This window comes from Nocardia sp. NPDC004278 (assembly GCF_053602975.1).
The window spans coordinates 182,660-207,519 of the sequence record NZ_JBSGEQ010000001.1; the positions used below are offsets into that span (position 1 = coordinate 182,660).

The 24,860-nt window shown below is 67.0% G+C and carries 13 protein-coding genes; 4 read left to right on the top strand and 9 right to left on the bottom strand.

Annotated elements, in window-relative coordinates:
* Positions 1-6 precede the first annotated feature (6 nt).
* The 9 genes from ACWEO2_RS00855 to ACWEO2_RS00895 form a co-directional block, all read right to left on the bottom strand.
* Positions 7-4,218 (bottom strand): TIGR02680 family protein, encoded by a 4,212-nt coding sequence (locus ACWEO2_RS00855; protein WP_452403429.1) that lies wholly within the window; start codon positions 4,216-4,218, stop codon positions 7-9.
* Positions 4,219-4,221: 3 nt separating this feature from the next.
* A complete protein-coding gene (locus tag ACWEO2_RS00860) occupies positions 4,222-5,637 on the bottom strand; it encodes a TIGR02678 family protein (RefSeq protein ID WP_452403693.1) in 1,416 nt (471 codons plus the stop codon).
* Positions 5,637-7,124 (bottom strand): TIGR02677 family protein, encoded by a 1,488-nt coding sequence (locus tag ACWEO2_RS00865; RefSeq protein WP_452403694.1) that lies wholly within the window; start codon positions 7,122-7,124, stop codon positions 5,637-5,639. The genes ACWEO2_RS00860 and ACWEO2_RS00865 overlap by 1 nt, the downstream gene beginning before the upstream one ends.
* Before the next feature lie 153 nt (positions 7,125-7,277).
* Positions 7,278-7,601, bottom strand: coding sequence for a type II toxin-antitoxin system PemK/MazF family toxin (locus ACWEO2_RS00870; RefSeq protein WP_354960806.1), 324 nt, complete (start codon positions 7,599-7,601; stop codon positions 7,278-7,280).
* On the bottom strand, positions 7,591-7,803 hold the full coding sequence (locus ACWEO2_RS00875; RefSeq protein ID WP_354960805.1) for a hypothetical protein: 213 nt from the start codon (positions 7,801-7,803) through the stop codon (positions 7,591-7,593). Before ACWEO2_RS00875 ends, ACWEO2_RS00870 begins: the two co-directional genes overlap by 11 nt.
* Positions 7,804-7,864: 61 nt before the next feature.
* Positions 7,865-11,806 carry a CHAT domain-containing protein gene (locus ACWEO2_RS00880; RefSeq protein ID WP_452403430.1) on the bottom strand — a complete coding sequence of 1,314 codons (3,942 nt, stop codon included), beginning with the start codon at positions 11,804-11,806 and terminating at the stop codon, positions 7,865-7,867.
* A gap of 69 nt (positions 11,807-11,875) precedes the next feature.
* Positions 11,876-13,015 carry an XRE family transcriptional regulator gene (locus ACWEO2_RS00885; protein WP_354960803.1) on the bottom strand — a complete coding sequence of 380 codons (1,140 nt, stop codon included), beginning with the start codon at positions 13,013-13,015 and terminating at the stop codon, positions 11,876-11,878.
* Positions 13,016-13,547: 532 nt separating this feature from the next.
* Positions 13,548-16,151: an AMP-binding protein gene (locus ACWEO2_RS00890; protein WP_452403431.1), complete on the bottom strand. Its 2,604-nt coding sequence runs from the start codon at positions 16,149-16,151 to the stop codon at positions 13,548-13,550.
* Between the two features lie 99 nt (positions 16,152-16,250).
* On the bottom strand, positions 16,251-17,144 hold the full coding sequence (locus tag ACWEO2_RS00895) for a PAC2 family protein (protein WP_354960801.1): 894 nt from the start codon (positions 17,142-17,144) through the stop codon (positions 16,251-16,253).
* Between the two features lie 145 nt (positions 17,145-17,289).
* Between ACWEO2_RS00895 and metH the strand changes: the two genes are divergently transcribed.
* The 4 genes from metH to ACWEO2_RS00915 all read left to right on the top strand — a co-directional run bounded on the left by metH (position 17,290) and on the right by ACWEO2_RS00915 (position 24,859).
* Entirely contained in the window at positions 17,290-20,886 is a 3,597-nt protein-coding gene (gene metH / locus ACWEO2_RS00900) for a methionine synthase (RefSeq protein WP_452403432.1), read from the top strand.
* Positions 20,887-21,358: 472 nt separating this feature from the next.
* Complete coding sequence (locus ACWEO2_RS00905; RefSeq protein WP_452403433.1) at positions 21,359-23,098, top strand: protein kinase domain-containing protein; 1,740 nt, start codon at positions 21,359-21,361, stop codon at positions 23,096-23,098.
* 20 nt (positions 23,099-23,118) lie between these two features.
* Positions 23,119-23,790, top strand: a complete 672-nt coding sequence (locus ACWEO2_RS00910; protein ID WP_452403434.1) for an HAD family hydrolase — start codon at positions 23,119-23,121, stop codon at positions 23,788-23,790.
* A 205-nt stretch (positions 23,791-23,995) separates the two neighbouring features.
* Positions 23,996-24,859 carry a HalD/BesD family halogenase gene (locus tag ACWEO2_RS00915; RefSeq protein WP_452403435.1) on the top strand — a complete coding sequence of 288 codons (864 nt, stop codon included), beginning with the start codon at positions 23,996-23,998 and terminating at the stop codon, positions 24,857-24,859.
* Position 24,860 lies beyond the last annotated feature (1 nt).

A 24,860-nucleotide genomic window follows, 5' to 3' on the forward strand; every position in this document is an offset into this window, starting at 1 on the left:
CGGGTTTCAGCCAACGCGGGCGGGAGCGCCCGGCATATTGTCCAGTGCGAGGCCGCCTTCGATCCCGTTCGGGACACGGCGGCGGTTGGGGGAGCCGAGGGCCGCGGTGAGGTCGGTGCCGTCGTGCTCGGCGAGCAGATCACCACTGTCCCATACCAGAAGCGTCGCGCTGACGGTGTTCTCGGCCGCCGAATGCGCGAGATCGTAGTGCGCGCAGCCCGGGACGTGCGGATAAGTGATCCACAGGTCGTAGCCGGTCATGAACAGGTCGAGGTCGAATTGCACACTCAGGCCCAGCAGTTCGCTGCGGCCGTTGTCATCGACGCCCGCGAAGGCCTCGTCGAGTGCGAGCAGGCGCGGGGCCTGCGGGTCGGCCGAATCGAGCATGACGTGCGCGGCCGCGAACAGCGGCAGATGCAGCGAAACCGACTGCTCACCACCCGACAGCGCGCTGTGCCGGGCCACGGTCAGCTTGTCCTCGCTGCCGTCGGCGGAGATAAGGGTGAAGGAGAACACCCGCCAGGTCCGGTAATCCAATGTCGCGGCGAGGATTTCGGGATATGAACGCTCCGGATGCGCGGCGCGGGCGGCGCGGATCTCGGCGGCGAAGTGAGCGCGGATCGCCGCCAGATCGTCGGCGACGAGCGAGGAGGCGTCGCGGTCGAGCAGCTTGCACATGGCGCGGGCGGCATCGGAGAGACCGTCGGACAGGACCCAGTGCACGCCGATGGTATTGCCCGAGGACATGCGGCGCTGTTTCATCTCCGCGCCCATGCGGGCGATGAGATCGCGCGCATCGCTGGTGCGTTCGTGGATCTGCTGGGCCAGACCGGTCAGCAGTGCATCCTCGAGAATGCGGCGTTCGGCATCGGTGAGCAGCAATTCCTGATCGCGGCGGGCGGCATCGATGCGGGTGGCGAAGTCCGCGACCGCCGACAAACCGTTGTCGTCCTGGACCCCGACCACCGTCAGGCCGTCCGCGGCATCCCACTGCAGCCGGTAGTCGCGGCCGGAACCGGCGAGCGCGGCGTCGAATTCCTGCAGCGCCGAGGTGACCGCACTGCGGGTGGATTTGCGGGCAGCCTCGCCCGCCCGCACGGATGACGTGGCGGCGGTGAGATTGTCGAAGAGTTCGGCGACCTCGTCGGGCAGCACCTGTGGTTCGGCCTCGGGTCCGGCCGCCGAAATGCGGTAGAGCAACTGTTCGGGGGTCGACCAGGCGGCATCGCTGCTGGGCCAGCGGCTGTCGGTGGGAGCGCCCAGCAAGGTGAGCAGATCCGGTTGTGCGTAGGGCGCGAGGGCCTGCACATCGGCGAGCACCTCGGTGAGCGCGGTGCCCAGCGATTCGTGTGCGGTACGGAAGGCCGCCTCGGCGTCACCGATCGCCTCGATCGCCGCATTCGCGGCCTTGCGGGCGGCCTTCTGCTCCGCCCTGGTCGATTCGATCTTCGCGCGGGCCTGTTCGAGTTCGCGATCGATATCGGCGGCGCCCGCACCCAGTGCCTCGCGCAGCGTTTCGAGCTTGCGCAGCTGTTCCTGGTAGCCCGCATCGGCGGCCTCGGCCTCCTCGGCGAAGGCCTCGGCCAGATCGCGGGCCTCATCGAAGCGGTCCGAACCCTCGCGTTCGCGTTCGCGCTCCCGTTCGTGGTCGGCGCGCAGCCGCAGCAGGCCGGTTCCGGTGTTCTCGAAATGGCGGATGGCGGCGGCGAGGGCATCGATCTCGCGGGCATCGCGCGGGGTGCGGTGCGCTTGGGCGACCGAACGCAACTTCTTCTCCACCGCGGACGCCTCGGCCACCGCTTGGTCGAGGTCGCGCTCGGCCTGTGCCACCACCTCGGAGCGCGACCGCATCATGCCCGCAGATTCCGATACCGCGCGCAGGGCGGCGGTGACCGCCGACGGGCGCGGTAATGCCTTGGCGGCAGCGGAGATTCGCGCGAGTTCGGCAGCGGCGGCGGCTTCATCGGCCTGCGCCTGGCACTGGGCTTGCTCGGCTGCCTCGAGCGCGGCGGCGAGTTCGGTGAGCCGGATCTCCCGGCGCTTGGCGCGGGCGGTGGCGCCGATGAATTCGGCCTCGGGCTTGTGGTGGCGACCCACCTGCACCCCTTGGCGGAACCCGCCGGTGGTACTCACCGCGACCGTGCTGCCGAGATCCGAGTCCTCGTCGTACAGGGCGATGGAGGCGAGAACATCGGCGACGACCTGCTGGGGCACGGTGAGGTCGGCCGAATCGTCCTCGACGACAAGGACATCGGCGAGTGTGCGCCCGGACGGCCTGGCCTCGGGCGGTAGCGGAACCAGGAACTGATCGGAGGTGTAGTCCGGGCGTTCGGCTGCTGCGCAGATCCAACTGTCGAGCAGATCGGCGGCATGCAGGGCGGCCTCGATGCCCGCGGCCTGCTGCGGAGTCACCGAATCAGCGAAGCGGACCAGCCGCCACAGCGGAGCACCCGCCCGACCCTCGGCCTTGCGCGCGCGAGCGGCGAAAACCGGTGGGGCCTCGTCGCGTTGGGCCGCGACGGCGTCGCGTTCGGTGCGCAGCGCGACAATTCGGTCACCGGCCAGCGCGGCGCTGGCCCGCGCTTCCTGACGGTGGGTGCGAATGTCGTCGAGCAGCGGTTCGGCGCGTTCGGCCAGCACCTCGCCGACACCGGCGGCCGCATCGGAGCCCGCAGTGGCCAATGCTGCGTCGAGCGCCTCGAAAAGGCTCTTCCGAATGGGGGAGTACACCTCTCGATGCGCATCCCACCAGGTGCGCAGTGCGCCAGCGGTTTCGGTGCGCGCCAGCACAACGGCGGCCTCGGCGGCGGACACTTCGGCGGCGGCCGATTCGCGCAGCGCCCGTGCGCGTTCGGCGAGCTGTTCGGCCCGAGTCCGTTCGGCCGTGGCGGAATCCATCAGACCCAGCGCCTTGCGGACCGCGCGCACATCGGCGTCGCGCTCCTCGGCATGTCCGCGGACCGCGGCGGTGAGCTGGTCGCCACGAGCCTGGTCGGCCGATCCGGCCCAGGTGATACCCGCCTCTTCGGCGGCGGCACGCAACTCGTCCTCACCGCGCGCCAAGGCGGCCGCCGCCTGCTGTACGGCCGCCTTGGCGCGCTCGGCCTCCTGGCCACGCTGATCGAGGGTCTGGCGCGCCTTGAGCGCCTTATCCCGGTGCACGCCGGCCGAGGTCTCCAGGCGGCGCACCGCGTCGGCGAGATCGTCGAGCTGCTGTTTGCCCTCGTAGGCGCTGGAGCGCTGCAGGGTTTCCCGGTCGGCGAGGGCCTGTTCGTAGGCGCGGTCGGCATCGTCGGCGCGCGCCTCGGCGGTGGTGCGTTCGGCCTCGCGACGTTCGCGCAGTGCGGTGGCGGCGAACAGTGCGGTGCTGGCGTGGGTCACCGCGTCCAGCCGGGTGCGCACCTGGTCGACATCGGTCTTCGCCTGTACCGCAAGGTATTTCCGGTACACCCCCACGAAGGACCTGGTGGCCGTGTCGGCGTGGACCAGCCCTTCCAGCGTGCGCCCGACCTCCTCCATATCGCTGAACGAGCGGGCCGCGTCCAGAATCAGCTGCTCGTCGAGTGGGCGCAGACCATCGGTGAGCGCCTGTGAAAGTCCGCGCGGATCGAGGTTTTTCGCGAGCTGCGGGCGGCGCAGCGTGAGAATGAGGTTGATCAGCTGGTCGTAGCGCTGGGTGCCGAGGCCGAACATGCGCGCGTCGATCGCATTGCGGTATTCGACCGGACGGTCGACGATCGCGTCGGTGCCGATCTGCTCGGCCAGCTGCTTGCGGGTGAGCGGCCGGTCATCGGGGCCGATGAGCGAAAAGTCCACGCCCGCACGGCCGTCGGCGACAAAATACCAGCGGGTGACCTTATCGGAGGAGCGGGTGGCGCGCATGCCGATGCCGATGGTGACGACCTCCGGATCGTCCCATTTACCGCGTGCGAACTCCATCCACACATACGAATACGCCGATTCCTGCTTGCGGTACAGCAGATTCGACTTCATGGTGCGCTCTTCACCGGCGAACGGGTTGAGCCTGCGCGGTTCGATCCGGCCGTCGAGTACGAACGGGAACAGCACCTCCAGGGCCTTGGTCTTACCGGAACCGTTGGGTCCGCGCAGTACCAGCCTGCCGTCGGCGAAGCAGTACTCCTGGTCGCGGTAGTCCCACAGGTTGATGATCCCGGCGCGGGTCGGGACGAACCGCACTCCGCCGTGGATGAGCGACATGTTTCAGATCCCTTCCGTACCAACGCTGTCGGCTCCGATGGTGTCGGAGGCGGTGACGAATAATTCGGCGGCGCGCTTCGTGCGTACGGTGACGACCGCGCCCCGGTAGCGCGCCAGGGCGGGCAGGATGATCAGGCCGTCCGTGACCACTTGGACCAGGCGCAGCCGTTCGAGCAGGGCGGTCACCTCCCTGGCCAGTCCGGGCACATCGGCCTGCCATTGCGCGGCGAAGGTGACACCGTAGCGGTCGGTGAGCGCCTGTACGGTTTCGCCGACCCAGCTCGCTTCGACGAAGGGGTAGGTCGCCCGCACCGTGGCCATCGCCTCCGTATCCGGATCCGAATCCTGTTCCACCACTTCGAGATCGGTCGACGGGAGGTCGGCGAGCGGGACGAATACGGTGGATTCCGGAATGGCGCCGTCGAGCTGTTCGGCCAATGCGACCGCCGGATCGGGTGCACCGTGGCGGACCGGTACCGGGTGATCGATATCGAGTACGCGGTCGGCGATCTCACCGACCAGCAGCAGCGCCACCTGCGCCAGCGTGCCGGTGCCCGGGAAGCGGATATCGGAGAGGCGGCCGGAGACATCGATCAGCGCGACGCCCTCGGCCCGGCGTTCGGCGCGCAGCCCGGTGAACAGTTCGACATCCGCGACGACCCGGTCCTGCATCAGCAGCGGACGTTCGTGGTAGGCCAAATCATCCGCATAGACGACCGGACGCTCGACGAGGCCACGGCGTACCCGGCGCGCGGCGTCGGCGGCCGCCGCATTGGCGGCCGGGCCGTGCGCCATGGCGTCCTCGGTGAGCAGACCGCTGACGCTGTGCAGATGCTGTAGCGCGCGTGGCGGGCGGAACAGGGCGAAGACCACCGGTCGGTCGATGTCGTAGAGCGCCTCGCCCGCCTCCGGATCGGCGGCCCAGCCGCCCGCGTCACCATCGGCCAGCGTGAGCGCGCCGCGGTGCGCGAGCCAGCCGACGGCGTCGACGAAGGCATCGCGGTCGGCGGCGCGGTCCGGGGACAGTTCGAGGCCGTCGACCCGGCCGGTATAGGCGGCCACTTGATCGGCCAACTCCGACAACGTGATCTGATCACCTGCGCGGCCGAGGGCGGCCAGTGCCAGGGCCAGGTAGGCGTAGCGACGGCGGTCGAAGACGCGTTCGGTCACGGCGCGGGCCGGTTTGCCGGAGTCGAGGCGATCGACGACCGGGAAGAGCCGGGCCGTCGTTTCGGTGACCTCGAGTCGGTAGCCGAACAGTTCGGCCAGGTCCTCGCGGAGTTCGGTGGCCCAGCGGCGGATCAGCGGCAGCGCGATCCGATCCGGAAAGGTCCTAGTGATCAGGTGGTTGGCGAGGATGACCCGGGCGGCGCGCTGGTAGTTGTCCAGGGCAAGGGAGTCGACGCGGCGGGCGTGGATCATGCGCGCCGTCCCCGGGCCGTCTGCTCGACCTGGAGTCGGCGGTTGTTCAAATGCAGGAGGCCGCGGGCGGTGTGGACCACGGTCGAGCCGGGATGTTCGGAGACGGTGAGAGTGACGCCGCTGTCGGAGCCGGTGGTGCCGTCGACGCGGCCGCTGACCGGAACCCATGCGGTGGAGGCGGCATCGAGCAGGCGCAACAACACCTCGGTCTCGCGTTCGTCGAGGACGCGGTCGTGCACATCGGCGGCGGCGAGGGATTTGGCGGCCTCCGCGCGGGCGCGCTGTGCCTCGAGTTGGGCCTCGCGCAGTCGGCGGATTCCGGCGTCGTTACGCTGAATTCGGGCCGGGGCACCGGCCTGCGGTGGCCGGCCGGTTTCGGCGAGGGTGCGCGAGATCTCCAGTGGCGGCGCCTCCCACCAGGACCGGATCGGCGGGATCAGTTCCGCGTCCGGATGTTCCAGCGATAGGTGCCGTGGCCTGCCAAGACCGAAAACGGCGTCGAAGAGCGCGTGTGCGCTGTCGGCGGTGGGCGCGGCGGTGAACCAGCCAGCGAGATGCCGCAGTGCCGATTCGCGACTCACCCCGCCCTTGCGGGTCTCGGTGACCCGCCGCAAAAGCGACAGTACGGCGGCAATGGCGCTCATGGTCGCCTCCCGCAGGCGATCGGCCTCGGTCGAGGACGACTCGCCCGGAATATCGGAGGCCGTCGCGACGAACCAGGTTCGCAACCCCTGCCAGCGCGCCCGCCAATCCGCTTGCCGCTCGGCCACACTCAGCAGCACCCGTTCGTCGCAGCCCGCCGCCCGCTCGATCAGTTCGCCGACTCCGGTCTCCTCGATCTCGCCGATAGCGGCGGCCAGCCGCGGCGCGAAACGGGCCAGATCCATGCTGAACTCACGCATATGCGCGAGCAGCGCGTCCTTGTGCGCGAGGAACGATTCCGGCGTGATCTCGGTGGTGCGGACCATATCGCCGAGCGAGAGGTAGAAATGGGCGGCCCGCGCCGCCATATCGGTGAGCGCGGCATCTAGACGGCGCAGCGTCCGGTAGACGCGCTCGGCGTCACCGGCCCTATTCGCTTCGGCGAGCGTATTCAGATCAGCCAGCAACTCGGGCAACACCAGTCGCGATAGTGCAGCCTCGTCCAGTCGCGCTTCGAGGACCCCTGCGACCGCCCGATATGCCTTGAACCCGGCCTGAGTGAGCTGATAGACGTAGTGCCGATTCCGATACTCCGCGAGTGTCGCCGCCCGCGTTCCGTCGTAACTGCGCTCGACCACGCCCCATTGGTGCAGCTGATCCAGCAGCGGCCCGATCTCCGCTCCCGTCAACCGGGGCGCATCGTCTCCGCTGCGTTCGATCCAGGTCGCCACATCGTCGGCGTGCAACAACACCACATACGCTGCGCGCGCACTGTCGAATGCCCGCAGCACCCATAGATACTCCGCCCGCTTCTCAGCCGTAGCGAAGGAGAACAGCCGCAATCGCTCATCCCACAGTGCGGGTGCGGCATACGGCAGGCCGTCAACGGAGTCGGTCACCGGGAACAGGGTAGTAGCGGGTCGATCGCGGCCGTTACGACCGACCCCCATTCGGCGTGGCTGTGTCCGGTTTGCTGCGGTTCGCCACTCGGCCGCTCACAGGTCGAATCGAGCCCGCAGCCCGATCTTGACCTGTTCGAGCACTTCCGGTGCGAGCTCACCGACCTGCTCGGTGAGGCTGTCCTTCGCAACGATCGCGATGTCGTACAACGCGATCACCTGTGAGCTCTCCGGCATTGCGACGGTGAGCAATTGATGGCGCGACGGTACTTCGCGAGCCTCCCGCACCGGTGCCGCGACCAGCATGGGACGCTGGCGGATCACCACATCGGAGTCCACGATCACCACGGTTGCGCGACGTCCGGAGATATGGCTGACGAGATTCCAGATCTGGCCTAGTCGGGTGGGTTCAGCTGGCACGGCCGAACAATACGTGCTCCGCGGTCTGTTCGGCGTCGTTCGTCCATTCGGTCCCGGTGCTATCGGGCAGCGTCCTGAGTTCATCCTCGAGCAGCTGCCGGCGCACGGCCTTGGCGATGTAGTCGCTCAACTTATCGTTCGAGGCCGCCCGCAGCCGGGCAGCGAGATCGTCATCCATCGAGATGTTCATGCGCACCGCCATACACCCGACGTTACAGCGGATGCGGCACACGGTGCTGCAGAGACTGCGGCTACCTGCGGAATCATGGCTGCTGAGGCGGAGGCAGGAGTCGCCGGAGCAAGGTCTTGCCCTGTTCGATGAGGGCGTCGATGCCGGTGCCGGCGGCCCGGTTCGGCTCGACCATGTCGAGGACTCGATCCAGGTTGGTCATGGCGAACTCCATATCGCGCAGGGCGCGGGGGCTGGCGGGGTCGGTTTCGAGGAGATCCTTGGCGATCGAGAGGGCCTCGCGGTAGACCTCGATGGCGGAGTCGTAGTCGTTCTCGCGTTCGGCGGCGTCGCCGATGGCGGACAGGATCAGGCCGACATCGCGGTGCAGCTGTAGATTTTCCGGGTCGGCCATGGCGAGGCGACGGGCGAGGGTCAGGGCCGCGGTGTTGTGCCGGAAGGCGAGGGTGTAGGCGCCGGTGGCGGCGGCGACCTTGGCGAGCTGATGGTGGGAGATGCTCAGGTCACGTTGTTTTTCGGTATTGGTCGGGTCGGCCGCCGCGAGTTGTTGTGCCAGGGTGAGGGATTGGGTGTAGTGGTGGTCGGCCGACAGATAGTCGGCGGTGCGCATGGCCAGGTCGCCGAGCTTATCGTGCGAGATGCTGAGGTCGCGTTGATTTCGGGCGTTGGCGGGATCGTCATCGGCGAATTTGCGATGGATGGCCAGGGATCGGGTGTAGTGGGTGCGGGCGGTGTGCAGTTCGCCCAGTTGTAGGGCGACGTCGCCGCAGCGGTTGAGGGCGATGGCGAGGTCGCGCTGGTATTCGGCATTGCCCGGATCTTTTTCCGCGAGTTCGCGATGGATGGCCAGCGACTCGGTGAAGAAGGTGACCGCTTCCTCGGGGGTTTCGAACAGCAGTGCGGCGTCGCCGATCTGCTGCATGGCAATGGCGACATCGCGGGCGATTTCGGTGTCGCCGGGATCGGCCCGGGACAGTTCGTTGCTGATGAGGAGCTTTTCCAGATAGTGGCGGCTGGCGGTATCGCCGTGGCCCGCGCGCATGGCCAGGTCGCCGAGTTTGCCGTGTGCAATGGCCACGCCGCGACGGGATTCGGCGGCATCGGGACCCGAGTCGGTGAGATCACCGTGCAGGGTGAGCGATTCGGTGTAGAGGTGCTGTGCGCCGTCGAGATCGGCGGTCAGTACCGCCAGGTCGCCGAGTCGCAGGCAGGCGTTGGCGAGATCGCGGCGCAGTTCGCTACTGGCGGGGTCGCTATCGGCGACGCTGCGTCGGATGGCCAGTGCCTCGGTGTGGTGGGCCAGCGCGGCGGTGAGATCGCCGCTGCGCACGGCGATATCGCCGAGGCTCTCCAGTGCGCGGCTGAGGACCTGTTGCATATCGTCGTTGTGCGGGTCGGTGCTGGTGAGATGCCGTGCGGTGCGCAGGGACCGGCTGTAGTGCTCGCGGGCCGTGCCGAGATCTCCTGCCAGCATGGCGAGTTCACCGAGGGTGTCCAGACCGAGGGCGAGTGCGCGTCGAGATTCCGCACTGCCCTGGGAGGACTGGACTCGGGCTCGCAGCACACCGACCAGAACAGTTTGGCGATTGGTTGCGGCACCGAGGTTTCCGGTTCGGCGCAAAGCCCGCACCTCGCGGTCGCCGAGCTCCGGATAGCCGGGAGTGTCATCCGGCAGGGTGGGCATGATCTCGCCGAGCAACGCCGCGATCTGCAGTTGATCCAACTCGCGGCAGCAGGGGATGGCGAGTTCGGTGAGCTCCACGTACCGGCCCGCGGCGAGCAGATGTCGGCATGCCTCGCTGTAATCGTCGAAATCCCGGAAGCCAGCAGAGATTCGGGCCAGTCGCATCGCATAGGCTCGGCTGTGGCGGCGGATGCGTTCGGGGCCTTGATGGGTGTCGAGTGCCTGGGCGACCCACGGGTGCACGACATATCGGTCGTCATCGGTGGTCAGTAGTGTCAACCTCAGGAGAGTTTCGATGGCCGCCATGACGGTACGGCGCTGAGTACGCGTCGCGTCGGGACCGAAGCGGGCGTGATAGATATCCAGATCCCGCAGTGGCGTCCGCGATAGCGAAATCTGCAGCAGTAGTTCGCGTTCGGCCGCATCGAGCAGATCCACCAGCGCGTCCACGAGAATATCGCGGGAGCCGAGTACCACCGCGGTATCCAGACTTTCGGCCAGCGACCGGTCCGGACCGAGATCGACGGAATGCTCATCGGCCAAGCGGCGCAACTTCTCACCGACCGGTCGCAATGTGCCGTCCCCACCGCGCAATAGCGCATCGACAAATTCGATGAGCCGCGGATGACCGCCGATGGTGCGCGCGACGAGGCGACGCTCACTCAGTCCGAGACCGCTGATCTGGGGGAGCCGCAGGAACATTCGCTGTAACTCCGCCGGGCTCAATGGCGTCAGTCCGACCTCGGTGAGGCCACCGGGAATCGGATACCGGCAGGTGACCAACAGCCGTCCCGTCGACGCGACCCGGCACAACTGCGAGAACTGTTCGGCGAAACCAGGATCGAGGAATGCCGCACCGTCCGGCCGGGTCAGGTTCTGCTCGAAATCGTCGAACAGCAATAGCAATCGGCTCCCCGCCAATAGCCGATGTATATGCTCGAGCACCTGTCCGTCACCATCACGGGCCAGATCGTCGGCCACCGGATGCAATGCCGGATCGTCCTGAATGGCCGCGCGCACCGCGGCGCACAGCGCCGTCGGATTCCATTTCCCCACATGTTCGGCGATATGCCAGCCCCGTTCGCGCATGCGCGCGGCAACTCGTCCGGCCACCGCCGTCTTCCCGAGTCCGCCCATCCCGGTAATCACCGCGCCGGGTCCGCTATCAGCGGTGTCGAGCAGCCGCACGATATCGCGAACCGGTCCTCGGCGGCCGATGAGATATCCGACCGGTAACTCGCGCACCGTCGCACCGCTCGGCGCCTGGGTGCGCCGACCGAGCGGCCGCGGCGGCGCGTTGCGATCCCACAGCGGCCGGTCCGCCACCCCGGTGAGCAGCGTCGGCACGAACCACTCGGGCGGAATGTCCGCCGCATCGGCGAGCCGCTCCTGTTCGAGGGCATAGCGCGCCCGACTCAGCGCGAAGGCGACCGATCCGCCGGAAAGCGCGGCGTAGAGCGACTTCGCCAATTGTGTGGCATACCGATCGGATACCCGCGTCTGCATGACGAGCACCCGTTCGACACCCCCACCGATCAAGGTGCGCGCCAATCCGGCGGGCCCCCCATCGACGCCGCCGCAACTCGACAGCACCACCAACGGCAGCGCCCGCCCCGATGCCCGCAGTGCGGCAATGAGATCGGCGGCGTCGACCACATCCGGATCGCCGTCCTCATCCTCGAGCTCCAGCACTGTCGCCGATCCGTGCGCACTCAGATGCAGCACATGGAATTCCTCGGCCCGCAGCGCCGTGGTGATCTGCTGCAGCGAGGCGACTTCCAGAATACGCACACCGCCGCCCCCCTCGGTCGGCACCTGCGATACCGCGTCGAGGATCGCCTGCATCTCCGCCTCGACATCCAATGCGAGATTCGCCGTGCGAGTTTCGGTCGGCGCGGCCACCGCGGCGAGGATCTTCATCGGTCCCGGCGCGAGAACGGGGGCGGGTTGCCCGGCACCGGAATACCGGCGCGAGACGGCCACATTCGGCCGCATGGCCAACGGCAGGTCGTCGGCGAGTATCAGCATCTCGTACGGCAACAGCATCGTCTCGTCGTCGACATCGAATACCACCTCGGTATCGGATCCGTCGACGAGCCGGGTGAGATACCAGGTCGTGCGCGGTTCGAACATCGCGTCACGCAGCGCCGTACCGATCTGGAAGACCGTCCTGCGCACGGTTTCGGGCTGACCACCGACCACATCCCATGCGAACGCCACCTGTTCGGGTAGCGGCGCGACCCGGTCCGCGATCGGCGCATCCGCCTCCAGCACCGTGGTCCGCAGGGATTCGTCCGCATCGCGACGCACAATGACGCGAACTCGATTCATCGCCCTCCCTCAGACAAGCGATGAGCCAAAACTACCGCGAATCAACAACAGATGCCTATGAGCAAATGATCACCCGGGCGACAGCGCACGCAACTGGTCCAGATACACCAGGGCGCGCGGATCGCCGGGAAACCGTTCGATGATCTCGCGCGCGGCCTCGCCTGCGATCCACATCAGCGACGGCAGCGACCGGCGCTTCCCGGAGAAGGCCCGCATGCCCTCGTGCACCGCCAACTCCAGATCGCGGGCGCGCACGGCGACCACCGCGAGGGTCAGATGCGCCTCGGACACCCGCATCGGATTGCGTACCGTCCCGTCGGCTCTGGTCGAGTTCCGGATAACCTCGCGCGCATAGGATTCCGCGAGCGTGTCCTCGCCCGCGACCCGGCAGCAGTCCATGGCATAGAAGTCGAACTTCTGCGGATCGACCACGAAGTGGTTGTCCAGATTGGTCGGATGGTCGAGTCGCTCGAGAATAGCTCGACCCTGATTCAGCGATGCCTCGACCTCGTGCCGATTTCCCAGTCGGGCCCAGGCCTTCGCACGTTGTGCGGCCAACTGGACACCGACACCGAGTTTGCCGCTGGTCGGCAGCGCCGGGTCGACCGCCTCGATCGCGCCGCGGTAGTTGCCCTGGGTCAGGGCGAACCAAGCAGCCATTTCCGCACTCCAGCCGACGATTTCGGCGTGCTCGGCCTCCTGGCCGAGCGAATGGGCCGCCCGCCGAGTGGCCTCGGCGGTGGTACGGCGGCCGAGATCGTAATCCACGCAACCGACCAGCAGCGCAACCCAACCGGCCAGTACGAGAATTTCCCGATGCTGCAACAAAGTCAGGCGGCCGTCGAGCAGTGAGGTAATGCGGCGCAGCCAGGACGTGCCCTCGGCGTGCAGATCGTGTGGATCGGCGTACGGGTACTCACAACACAGCCGCTCGGCGGTGATCCGGATGGCATCCAGTGTGGCGGAGGAGACATCGGACATCCGCAGTCGGCCGATGAACTCGAGCGTGTCCATACCAGTGGCCGAAAGCAATTCGTCATCGCGGTTCGGGCGGTTCTTCGGAAAGAACGCGGCCGTGACCGTATCAAATGCGGCGGCGATGATCGGAGCATAGAAATCATCCGGTCTCGACTCACCCGACTCCCAACGCCGCCAATTCCGAAGCAGGGTACTGTCCGTCGGCAGGTTGTGCGAAGACTTCGCGCGCATCACACGGACGGCGTCGGCTTGTGACCACCCCCGCGCATCGCGTTCGGAGCGCATTCGCACAGCCCAGACGGGTCGATCGTCTCCAGCGGCCACATCTGTAGTATCGCACCAGTTAACGCTCAGTGGCCCGGATAGGGCACACAGATGTCACTGGGTTGACACCTGCACTCGCAGTTTTGCGTCCTACATGCTGGATATGGGCGCGGAGGGTTTGCCAAGTCCCATATGTAAGAACATCTGCTCTTGCACGTGCGCAGTACCCGTCGGTGACGGGGGAGATCCACAGAAGAGAACAGCGAGAGATCCCAATCCAATGGAGGTTCGGGTGGAAGCGTTGATCTATGGATACTTGCGTGACGATCTGGCCGATGGCCACGGTGCAGAACTCGAGGATGCGATGAGCAGCCTCGCCCGTGAAGAAGGACTGTGCTTCGCCGCAACATTCCACGAATCGACCTCCGGTGACGGTACGGCATTCGCCGAGCTGACCCAGGAGCTCAAGCGGGCTGACGCGCACCACGTCGTGGTTCCGTCACTCGATCACTTTGCCGGCCAGACGATTCCGCGAGACATTCTGCTCGCGAAGCTGGCCCAGGACGCGGCGGCCCAGGTGTGGACCATCGAGAGCTGCGCTGTTCGAGAAGGGGCCCTTCGCGAACAAGCTCTTGACGAGGACTGACCTGCGGCGCAGATTCGTCACCAACCACGTCGCGACCACACCGGCCCCGAGTGATGCGAGCAGCGCTGCGACATGGTGTTGCCCGAACAGCGGATAGACCTGCCAGTGCAGCAGATAGACGAATAGCGAACTGTCGGCGAGCAGCGCGGCCACCCCGGCCACCAGGGCAGGCACCCGTACCGCGGGCAGCCAGATCAGCAGCAGCAGTCCGGCCATGACGAGCCGCTCCCGATCGGGAACGCCGAAATAGCCTGGCACCGAGATCAGTAGCACGGCGCTCACCAGCAGCCGCTGCCAGATTGCGGTAGCCTTCGCAGCCGCCCAGCCAAGGGCGAAGAACCAGCAGGCCAGCGGCGAAAACGGCACATCCTTGACCGGATAGAGCCCGAACGACCAGATCCGGAACACCATGGTGATGGCCACCAGCCCCATGGCGAACCAGAACGGCTCGCGGCGCGCGAGGGCATCGATGAACGGCACGCGCACCAGGAGCGCGGCCACCACCATGAACAGCACCAGCACCTCGATGAACCACAGGTGCCCTGCGGTAGGGCTGTCGCGTGGGCCGAGAATCTTATTGAGCAGCAACACGTTCTGCCAGCGGTAATAATCGGTGAACAGCAGCGTGAGCGCCACCCAGGCGGCGGTCGGGATCGCGATGAGCGCCACCGTGTGCAGCGCGTTGCGCAGTCGTTCGGCACGCGGGGTCATGGTGACGGCGAAGCGGGCGAAGTTGAATCCGGCGACGCCGAGCAGGATATGCGCCGCGCCCCAGAGTACGAACATCCCGATATGCGAACCCGCGATGAGGACGATCCCGGCGGCGCGCAGCAGCGTCGGTGTGTCGACCGAGCGGCCGAATGCGGTGTGGCCGTGTGGCACCCGCTCGAGTTCGGCGACGGTGCGATCCGGCCAGTTCGCGGGCAGTCGGCCCAGGGCCCGCTCGAGGCGGGTCGCGGTGGTGATGTAGGTCAGTGAGTTGCCGCCGAGGTCGACGAAGGTACTGTCGGGGCGGATCAGGGCGGGGTCGACGCCGAGGGCGATGGCGTAGAGCGCGCGGATGTCGCGTATCGGCAGATCGGGTTCGGATGTACGCAGTTGCCGGATCGCCGAATAGTCGGGCTTGCCATTGGGTAAGCGCGGTATCTGCGCGACGGCGCAGGTGCGGATGGCCGCGGCGGGCAGACCGGACAGTTCGGCGGCCACCGCCGCAACCGATTCCGCCGGACTCTCGACGGCGACAACCAACTGGTCGCCGCTATCTGTGCAACAGGCGGTGAAACCGGCGGCGGCCAAACCGGATTCGAGCCGCTGCAGGTCGATGCGCAGTCCGAAGATCTTGGCGAAGCGGCTGCGCCTGCCGACCACCTGATACATACCCTCGGGTGTGCGCCGCGCCAGATCACCGGTGCGCAGGGATTCGACCGTATGGCCGCGGGCAAGATCGCGCGGGCAGCAGGCATAGCCCATCATCACGTTGGGGCCGTGATAGACCAGCTCCTCGTGCTCGCTGTCCGGCACCGGCTCCAGGGTGAACCGGCCGCCGGGAATCGGCACACCGATACAGTCCGGATGTTTTCCGGCCAATTCCGGTGGCAGATAGGCCATCCGCGCGGTGGCCTCGGTTTGGCCGTACATCACCACGAAGTCCCATCCGGCGCGCGCGCCGAGCCGCGCGTACGCGCGCACCCGCTCGGGTGCGAGGCAGCCACCGGCCTGGGTGATATAGCGCAGATCGGGCAGCCGCATGCGGTCGAAGCCGATGCGGTCGAGCAGATCGATGGTGTACGGCACGGTCGCGAACGAGCTCACCCGGTGATCGCGGACGTCGTCCCAGAACTGGTCGTCGAGGACCGATCGGTCGGTGAGCAGCAGGCTCGCGCCGCGCAGCAGATGGCTGTGCACGACCGACAATCCGTAGCAATAGAACATCGGAAGTGTGGTCGCGGCGCGATCATCGGGGTCGATGCCCAGATATTCGGCGATGGCCTGCGCATTCGACAGCAGGTTGGCGCCGGACAGGCGCACCAGCTTCGGCGAGCCGGTCGAGCCGGAAGTGCTCAGCAGCAGCGCGAGATCCGGATGCAGGCGGTGCGTCGAGGTCTCGCGCCGGATCTCGACGTCGCCATCGATCACGACATCGGGATCGTAGGTGGCCAGCAATTCGCTGGTCATCTCCGCGGTGAGCAGGACGACGCAGCCCGCGCTCAGCGCGCCCAGATACGCGACGAGGGAGTCGATATCATTGCGCGCCCTGAGCGCGACGAGCCGCCGGTTCGCTCCGAGCTGCCGTGCGTACTCCTCGACAAGTGCCGCCAGCTGCGCATAGGTGATCCGCTCCAAACCATCTGGCACCGATTCCGCTGCTGTGACGGCCGCCGATGGAGATCGAGAGCAGAGGACGGCGATCCGGTCGTCGAAAGTGCGAAGGTGCGCGACGATCCGGTGAATAGTCACCGGAGAAGTCTAGATGGTAAGCCTTTCCATACCTACGAGTGGCCCCCTGGCGAACTTTCGGTGAATTGTCCGAAGTCGAATCGCAACGGCCCGAACCGATTACAGTCCGAAGCTGCCCGGACCCCGCCTACGCAGGTACTTTTCGAATTCGGCCGCAATCGCGTCGCCATCGATCTTGGCCATCGCATCGTTCAGGTCCACGGCCGCGTCGCCGCGTTCCTCCAGCGAGCGCACGTACTCGCTGATCTCGTCATCGCCCACCGTCATCTCATTGACGGCGGTCTCCCAGTCCTCGGCCTGTTTGGGCAGTTCGCCGAGTGGAACCTCGATATCGAGCACATCCTCGACGCGGTGCAGCAGCGCAATGGTCGCCTTCGGATTCGGCGGCTGTGAGACATAGTGCGGTACGGCCGCCCAGAACGAGACGGCGGGCACGCCCGCCTTCACGCACTGGTCCTGCAGGACACCGGTGATACCGGTCGGTCCCTCGTAGCGGGTCTGCTCCAGGCTGAACCGCTCGGCGGCTTCCTTGCTATAGGCCGATCCAGTGACCGGGACGGGGCGGGTATGCGGGGTATCGGCGAGCAGTGCGCCGAGGATGACGACGGTCTGCACACCCAGCTGTTCGATGAACTCGAGCAGATCCCCGCAGAAGCTGCGCCAGCGCATATTGGGTTCGATACCGCGCAGCAGCACCACATCGCGGTCGCTGCCGGGCGGCGAGCAGACCGAGAGCATGGTGGAGGGCCACTGGATTTCCCTGGTCACACCGTCGACCTGACGCACCGTCGGCCGGTTGACCTGGTAGTCGTAGTAGTCCTCGGAGTCGAGTTCGGCCAGCGGCTCGGCATCCCAGATCAATTCCAGATGCTCGACGGCACCGCTTGCCGCATCACCCGCGTCGTTCCAGCCTTCGAAGGCGGCGACCAGCACAGGGTCCCGCAATGTCGGCAGTTCCGGCTCGGGTGATACCGGAGGTTCACTGGAGTTCACCTCGGTCAGCCTACGGCGTGTGAGCACGTCGCGTTGAATTTGCGCGGTCGGCGCGGCACCGGGTGTTCATCTGTCTGGGCAGGTGTGGTCTCCGACACCGCCACGGTGGTTCGGCATGTCCTACCGGCCCACTACGCTTGATCACATGTCTGCGTCCAGCTCCGCCGCGTTCGATACCACGCTTCTCGACACGCTCCGTCGGCGTGTCGTCATCGGCGACGGTGCGATGGGCACGATGTTGCAGGCCGCCGACCTGACGTTGGACGACTTCCGCGGCCTGGAGGGCTGCAACGAAATCCTCAACGACACCCGCCCGGACGTGCTGCGCAGCATTCATCGCGCCTACTTCGAGGCCGGTGCGGACGCGGTCGAGACCAATACCTTCGGCTGCAATCTGCCGAACCTCGCGGACTACGATATCGCCGACCGGATCCGCGATCTGTCCGAACGCGGCACCCGGCTGGCCCGGGAGATCGCCGACGAGATGGGCCCCAGTGCCGACGGCACCCCGCGCTATGTGCTCGGCTCGATGGGGCCGGGCACCAAATTGCCGACGCTGGGTCATGCCCCCTACACCGCCCTGCGCGATGCCTACACCGAGGCCGCGCTGGGCATGCTCGATGCGGGCGCCGATGCCATTCTCATCGAAACCTGCCAGGACCTGCTCCAGGTCAAGGCCGCGGTCACCGGCAGTCAGCGCGCGATGGCCAAGCTGGGGCGACGGATTCCGATCATCACCCACGTCACCGTGGAGACCACCGGAACCATGCTGGTCGGCAGTGAGATCGGCGCGGCGCTCACCGCGCTCGAGCCGCTCGGCATCGATATGATCGGGTTGAACTGCGCCACCGGGCCGGATGAGATGAGCGAACATCTGCGCCATCTGTCCCGGCATGCGACGGTTCCGGTTTCGGTCATGCCGAATGCCGGTCTGCCGGTGCTCGGCGCGAACGGTGCGGAATATCCGCTGACCCCCGAAGAGCTCGCCATCGCGCTGCGCGGCTTCGTCTCCGAATTCGGACTCGCCCTGGTCGGCGGCTGCTGCGGTACGACGCCGGAGCACATTCGCCAGGTGACCGCGGCGGTGCGCGAGGTGGAGCCGACGCTGCCGCCGCTGGACGCGCGCCGCGAACCGGTGCACGAGCCGAGCGTATCGAGCATGTACACCGCGGTGCCGTTCGAACAGGACGCCTCGATCCTGATGATCGGTGAGCGCACGAATGCCAATGGCTCCAAGGCATTCCGCGAGGCCATGCTGGCCGAGGACTGGCAGAAGTGCCTCGATATCGCCAAGGACCAGACCCGCGATGGCGCGCACATGCTCGACCTGTGCGTCGACTACGTCGGACGCGATGGCGCCAAGGATATGTCGGCGCTGGCGGCGCGACTTGCCACGGCCTCGACCCTGCCGATCATGCTCGACTCCACCGAAACCCCGGTCCTGCAGGCCGGTCTGGAGCATCTGGGTGGTCGCTGCGCGGTCAACTCGGTGAACTACGAGGACGGCGACGGCCCCGAATCCCGATTCCAGCAGACGATGCAGCTGGTTGCCGAACACGGCGCCGCGGTGGTCGCGCTGACCATCGATGAGGAGGGACAGGCCCGCACCGCCGAGAAGAAGGTGGAGATCGCCGAACGGCTGATCGCCGATATCACCGGCAACTGGGGTCTGCGCGAAAGCGACATCATTATCGATGCGCTGACCTTCACCCTCGGCACCGGTCAGGAGGAGTCGCGGCGCGACGGCATCGAGACCATCGAGGCCATTCGACTGCTCAAGCAGAAACATCCGGAGGTGCAGACCACCCTCGGCCTGTCCAATATCTCCTTCGGCCTCAATCCGGCCGCGCGCCAGGTGCTGAACTCGGTGTTCATGCACGAGTGCGTCCAGGCCGGGCTGGATTCCGCGATCGTGCACGCCTCCAAGATCCTGCCGATCGCGCGCATTCCGGAGGAGCAGCGCGAGACGGCGCTGGATCTGGTCTATGACCGCCGCAGTGCGGACTACGACCCGCTGCAGAAGCTCATGTCGCTGTTCGAGGGTGTGTCGGCCTCATCGTCGCGCGCCTCGCGCGCGGAGGAACTGGCCGCGCTGCCGCTGTTCGAGCGGCTGGAGCGGCGGATCGTCGATGGTGAGAAGGCCGGTATGGAGGCCGATCTCGATGCCGCCATGACCGAAGTCCCGCCGCTGCAGATCATCAACGAGACACTGCTGTCGGGCATGAAGACGGTCGGCGAACTATTCGGTTCCGGCCAGATGCAGCTGCCGTTCGTCCTGCAGTCGGCCGAGGTGATGAAGGCCGCGGTCGCCTACCTGGAGCCGCATATGGAGGTCACCGACGACAGCGGTAAGGGCCGCATCGTGCTGGCCACCGTCAAGGGCGATGTGCACGATATCGGCAAGAATCTGGTCGACATCATCCTCTCGAACAACGGCTATGAGGTCGTCAACCTCGGCATCAAACAGCCGATCGCGACCATTCTCGACGCCGCCGTCGACAAGAAGGCCGATGTGATCGGCATGTCCGGTCTGCTGGTGAAGTCGACCGTGGTGATGAAGGAGAACCTGGAGGAGCTCAACGCCAAGGGCGTCGCCGACCAGTTCCCAGTGCTGCTCGGCGGTGCCGCGCTGACCCGCGCATATGTCGAGAACGACCTCACCGAGGTCTACCAGGGCGATGTGCACTATGCCCGCGACGCCTTCGAGGGCCTGCGGTTGATGGACGACATCATGACGCGCAAGCGCGGCGGCGGAATTGATCCGGACAGTCCGGAGGCGATCGCCGACCGTGAGAAGGCGGCCGAGCGCAAGGCGCGCCATGAGCGCTCCAAGCGGATCGCTGAACAGCGCAAAGCGGTCGAGGTGCCGGTCGAGGTGCCGGCGCGCTCGGATGTGGCCGCCGATCTGCCGGTCGCGGTGCCGCCGTTCTGGGGCACCCGGGTGGTGAAAGGCGTTTCGCTGCACGAGTATTCGGGACTGCTCGATGAACGCGCGCTGTTCCTGGGCCAATGGGGTCTGCGCGGCCAGCGTGGCGGCGAGGGGCCGAGCTACGAGGAGCTGGTGGAGACCGAGGGACGGCCCCGCTTGCGCTACTGGCTGGACCGGCTGTCCACCGAGAACGTGTTGCAGCACGCGGCGCTGGTGTACGGATATTTCCCCGCGGTCTCCGAGGGTGACGACGTGATCGTGCTGACGGAGCCGCATCCGGATGCGCCGCAGCGGTATCGGTTCACCTTCCCGCGTCAGCAGCGTGACCGCTTCCTGTGCATCGCCGACTTCATCCGCTCGCGCGATCACGCCCGCGAAACCGGTCAGGTCGATGTGCTGCCGTTCCAGCTGGTCACCATGGGGCAGCCGATCGCCGACTTCGCCAATGAGCTCTTCGCGGCCGACAACTACCGCGACTACCTCGAGGTGCACGGCATCGGTGTCCAGCTCACCGAGGCGCTCGCCGAATACTGGCATCGCCGCATCCGCGAGGAGCTGGTGCTGGAAGGACATTCGGTGGCCGACTCCGATCCGTCGGATGTGCTGGAGTACTTCAAGCTCGGCTACCGCGGCGCCCGCTACTCCTTCGGCTACGGCGCCTGCCCGGACCTGGAAGACCGCGCGAAGCTGGTGGACCTGCTGGCGGCCGATCGCATCGGCGTGGTGCTCTCCGAAGAGCTGCAGCTGCACCCGGAGCAGTCGACGGACGCGTTTGTCCTATTGCATCCGGAGGCGAAGTACTTCAACGCCTGACGGATTCGGTCGGACCGGCACGCTCGGCTCGGATACCCGGGTCCGCGGGCCCGGTTGATCGCCGTCGACGCCGCGGGGCGCGGTCGGGCAACGCCGATCGGCCTGTTTCCGATCCGAATTCGTTATCCGACCGGACGCGACGGTGTGATTCTCGCCGCATCGGACTGCGTTCGCTCGATGCGTTCAGGGCCTTGATTACCTCGTGATATGCCAGATCAATTGCGGTGGAAAGGGCGCGCGACGCGACACGAGGGCCCGCGACGCGCGGGCGTGTCCCGACGGCCGCACCCGCCTGACCTGGGGTATCGACTTCGGGTGCGCGTGGCGGTGGATGGATGTCGGTTGGGTATGACAAAGTCGGAACTGTTGGTACTGCATCCGGGGCAGTCGGCGGATGCGAACGTCCTGCTGCAATTCGGGTGCAATGTACTTCGGCGCGTAGCATTTTCGAGGATTTCCGCTTACGCGCGGAGTGCGAGATGACTCGGCGGGCAAGCAGGAGGGGCTCAACACCATGACGGCGGACCGGTTGATCGCTGGACGGTATCGGCTGACGGATCCGATCGGCACTGGTGCCATGGGTGTCGTGTGGCGGGCCACCGACGTTCGGCTGCGCCGCACGGTCGCGGTGAAGCAGTTGCTACTCGGGCCGGGGCTGTCCCGGACACAGGCGATGGAGGCCAAACTGCGCGCCATGCGCGAGGGCCGCATCGCCGCGCGACTGCACCATCCCAATGCGATCACCGTCTTCGATGTCGCCGAGGAGGACGGCCAGCCCTGGCTGGTCATGGAGTACATGGACGCGCCGAGCCTGGCCGCGAAGCTGTCGGGCAGGCGCACACTGGCGCCGACCGAGGTGGCGCGCATCGGTGCCCAGGCCGCTGGCGCGCTGGCCGCGGCGCATGCGGCGGGCATTGTGCATCGGGACGTGAAACCGGCGAATCTGCTGGTCGGCGATGACGGCACGGTGAAGATCACCGACTTCGGCATCTCCCGCGCCGTCGGCGATGTGACGGTCACCGCGACCGGATTCCTGGCGGGCACACCGGCCTACCTCGCGCCGGAGGTGGCGCGCGGCGAGGATCCGGAACCGGCCTCGGATGTTTTCGCACTCGGCTCCACGCTGTACGCGGCGGTCGAGGGCAGTCCACCCTTCGGCGATGGGGATAACGCGCTCGCGGTGCTGCACGCAGCGGCGCGGGCGCAGGTGCCGCCGCCGCGGCACGCCGGGGAACTCGGTCCGGTGCTGATGCGATTGCTGTCCGCCTCGATCGATGCCAGGCCTGATATGCGCGAGGCGAAGGAGGCGCTCGAAGCCGTTGCGGCGGGCCGCGCCCCGACATTGGCGAGCGCGCCAGCAGCGACGAAGGTTATGCCAGCGCCGGGCGCCGCGACGAACGATGCCGACGTGGGCGCGACGACAGTGCTGAACAAGCCTGGCGCTGGCCAGGCGGCCGCGGCAAGGGAGGCGGTCGCCGCAACACCGTCCGGACCCGCCGCACCGGCGGTCACCGTCGCACCGCCGCCCGCACCGCCGAGGTCCGGGGGCACTGTGCCCGGCGGTGGCGGCGGCGCGGAGCAGAGTCGCGGCAGGCTGATCGCGGTGGCGGTCGCCGCGGCGGTCGCGGTGCTCGTACTGGTCGTGGTGATCACGTCGTCGCTGAAGAACGACGATCAGGGCGGTACGGCGGGCGGCTCCTCGACCTCAGCGCCCGCGGTGAACAATCCGGAGAATGGCCCGCAGTCGCCGATCGCGATCGAACCGGGTCAGCCGGAGCAGGCACCGGCGACCACCGCGGCGTCGAACTCCCAGCCGAGCACGACGGCTCAGCCGACGCCGACCTCGTCGGTCAAGCCGTCGACCACCGTGTCGCCGACGACCGTCAGCACCACCCCGTTCGGCCCGGCCACCGCGGACCGGATCTCCCAATTCATCTCCGGCTATTACGGGATGCTGCCCGGCAATGTGCAGGGCGCGTGGTCCCAGCTCACGCCCGCCTACCAGGGCCAGACCGGCGGCTTCGGCTCCTATTCGCAGTTCTGGTCCACCGTCCGCTCGGTGAGTGTGGGCGGCGTCACACCGAACGGGGAGAATCGGGCGGTGGTTTCGCTTACCTATAGCCTGAAGAACGGCTCGACCACATCGGAGAACCGGTGGATCCAGGTCTCGTCGGATAATGGGCGGTTGCTGATCGCCGCGTCGGGTTTGTAGAGGTTGAGGAGACGAATCGGGTGACGGCGCGACTTGCCGGTGTGCTGTGGGATATGGACGGCACACTGCTCGATTCGGAGAAGCTGTGGGATATCGCGGTGCGGGAGCTGGCACAGGCGCACGGCCACGAGATGAGCGATGAATTGCGGCATGCGCTGATCGGCGCATCGGGACCGAACGCGCTGCGGCTGATCTTCGACGGCCTCGGCATCGACCCGACACCGGAGACGGTGCGCGGCGCGGGCGAATTCATCGAGCGGCGGGTGACCGAGTTGATGGCGGGCCCGATCCCGTGGCGTCCCGGTGCGAAGGATGCGCTGTCAATGGTGCGCACCGCCGGGCTGGCGACCGCCTTGGTCACCAATACCAAGCGGTCGCTTACCGAATTCGGGCTGGATACCCTCGGCCGTGACTTCTTCGACGTATCGGTCTGCGGTGACGAGGTCGAGCACGGCAAGCCCGCGCCCCAGATCTATCTGCGCGCCGCCGAACTCCTCGGCGTGCACCCGCGAGACTGTGTGGCACTGGAGGATTCGCCGACCGGCGCGGCCGCGGCTGCCGCGGCGGGCTGTGCGGTGATCGTGATCCCGTGTGAGATAGCGGTTTCGGACGCGCCGGGGCGGGTATTCCGTGATTCGTTGGTAGGGTTGACCATCGACGATTTGGAAGACGCTCTGCGCGTTCGAGGTTGAGCCGCGCGCCTGGCCGATCGAGCCGCATCGGGACCGTCCATGATCGCTCGGGCCCGCTGATCGTGCGCCGGCACTCCCGGCCTCGGCATAGCGAGAGTTACTGTGCCGCAACGCAAGTGCGCGCTGCTGGTAGGTGTGACTGTAGTCACCGGCAACTTTGTCGAATCCCGGGCGTGTCGTCGGCCGCTGCATCAAAATTTACGCCATGGCAGCGACGAGTGTCCTGGACGAGATCGTCGATACGGCACGGTATCCGCTGGCGGATCCGAACGGCGAAGCATGGCGAGCGGCCGTGGCGCAGGCCCGCGCCGAACTCGCCGACGGCGGCTGTACGGTGCTGCGCGAGTTCATCCGCCCGGAGCTGATCGAGACCCTGCGCGCCGAGGGTGAGGCGATGGCCCCGGATGCGCACTATCAGGTCGAGCGGGTCAACGCCTACAACATTCCGCTGGATACCGAACTGCCGGACGACCATCCGGGGCGCATCGTGCTCGAACGCGGCAATGCGTTCGTCCCGCGCGACCGCATTCCGGTCGACGCGCTGATTCACCGGCTCTACATCAGCGGGCTGTTCCAACGCTTCGTCGCGGACTGTTTCAGGCTGGCCGAACTGCACGAATTCGCCGATCCGCTGGCCGGACTGTGTCTGAATGTGGTGGCGCCGGGCATGTCGCATCCCTGGCATTTCGACACCAACGAATTTACGGTCAGCATGTTGACCCAGCCCGCCGAGACCGGTGGCGTCTTCGAATACTGTCCGAATATCCGTTCACCCCACGCCGAGCAGTTCGATGATGTGCGTGACGTGCTCACCGGATTCGGTGCGCAACTGGTCCGGCGCCTCGAGCTGCGACCCGGCGACCTGCAACTGTTCCAGGGCCGCTTCTCCCTGCACCGCGTTTCACCGGTCGAGGGCGGCGCGGCACGGCATTCGGCGATCTTCGCCTACACCGATCGGCCCGGTGTCATCGGCACCGTGGAACGCACCCGCCAGCTGTTCGGGCGGGTACTGCCCGATCACCTAGCCGCCGCGGCCGACGCCGTCCGTGGCGATCGGTTGCTCGACTGAG

What these genes read in the sequence shown, in the direction of transcription:
- ACWEO2_RS00855 (WP_452403429.1), bottom strand. Translation starts at nt 4,218, where the DNA reads ATGTCGCTCATCCACGGCGGAGTGCGGTTCGTCCCGACCCGCGCCGGG.
- ACWEO2_RS00875 (WP_354960805.1), bottom strand. Translation starts at nt 7,803, where the DNA reads ATGGCGGTGCGCATGAACATCTCGATGGATGACGATCTCGCTGCCCGG.
- ACWEO2_RS00880 (WP_452403430.1), bottom strand. Translation starts at nt 11,806, where the DNA reads ATGAATCGAGTTCGCGTCATTGTGCGTCGCGATGCGGACGAATCCCTG.
- ACWEO2_RS00885 (WP_354960803.1), bottom strand. Translation starts at nt 13,015, where the DNA reads ATGCGCGCGAAGTCTTCGCACAACCTGCCGACGGACAGTACCCTGCTT.
- metH (WP_452403432.1), top strand. Translation starts at nt 17,290, where the DNA reads ATGTCTGCGTCCAGCTCCGCCGCGTTCGATACCACGCTTCTCGACACG.
- ACWEO2_RS00915 (WP_452403435.1), top strand. Translation starts at nt 23,996, where the DNA reads ATGGCAGCGACGAGTGTCCTGGACGAGATCGTCGATACGGCACGGTAT.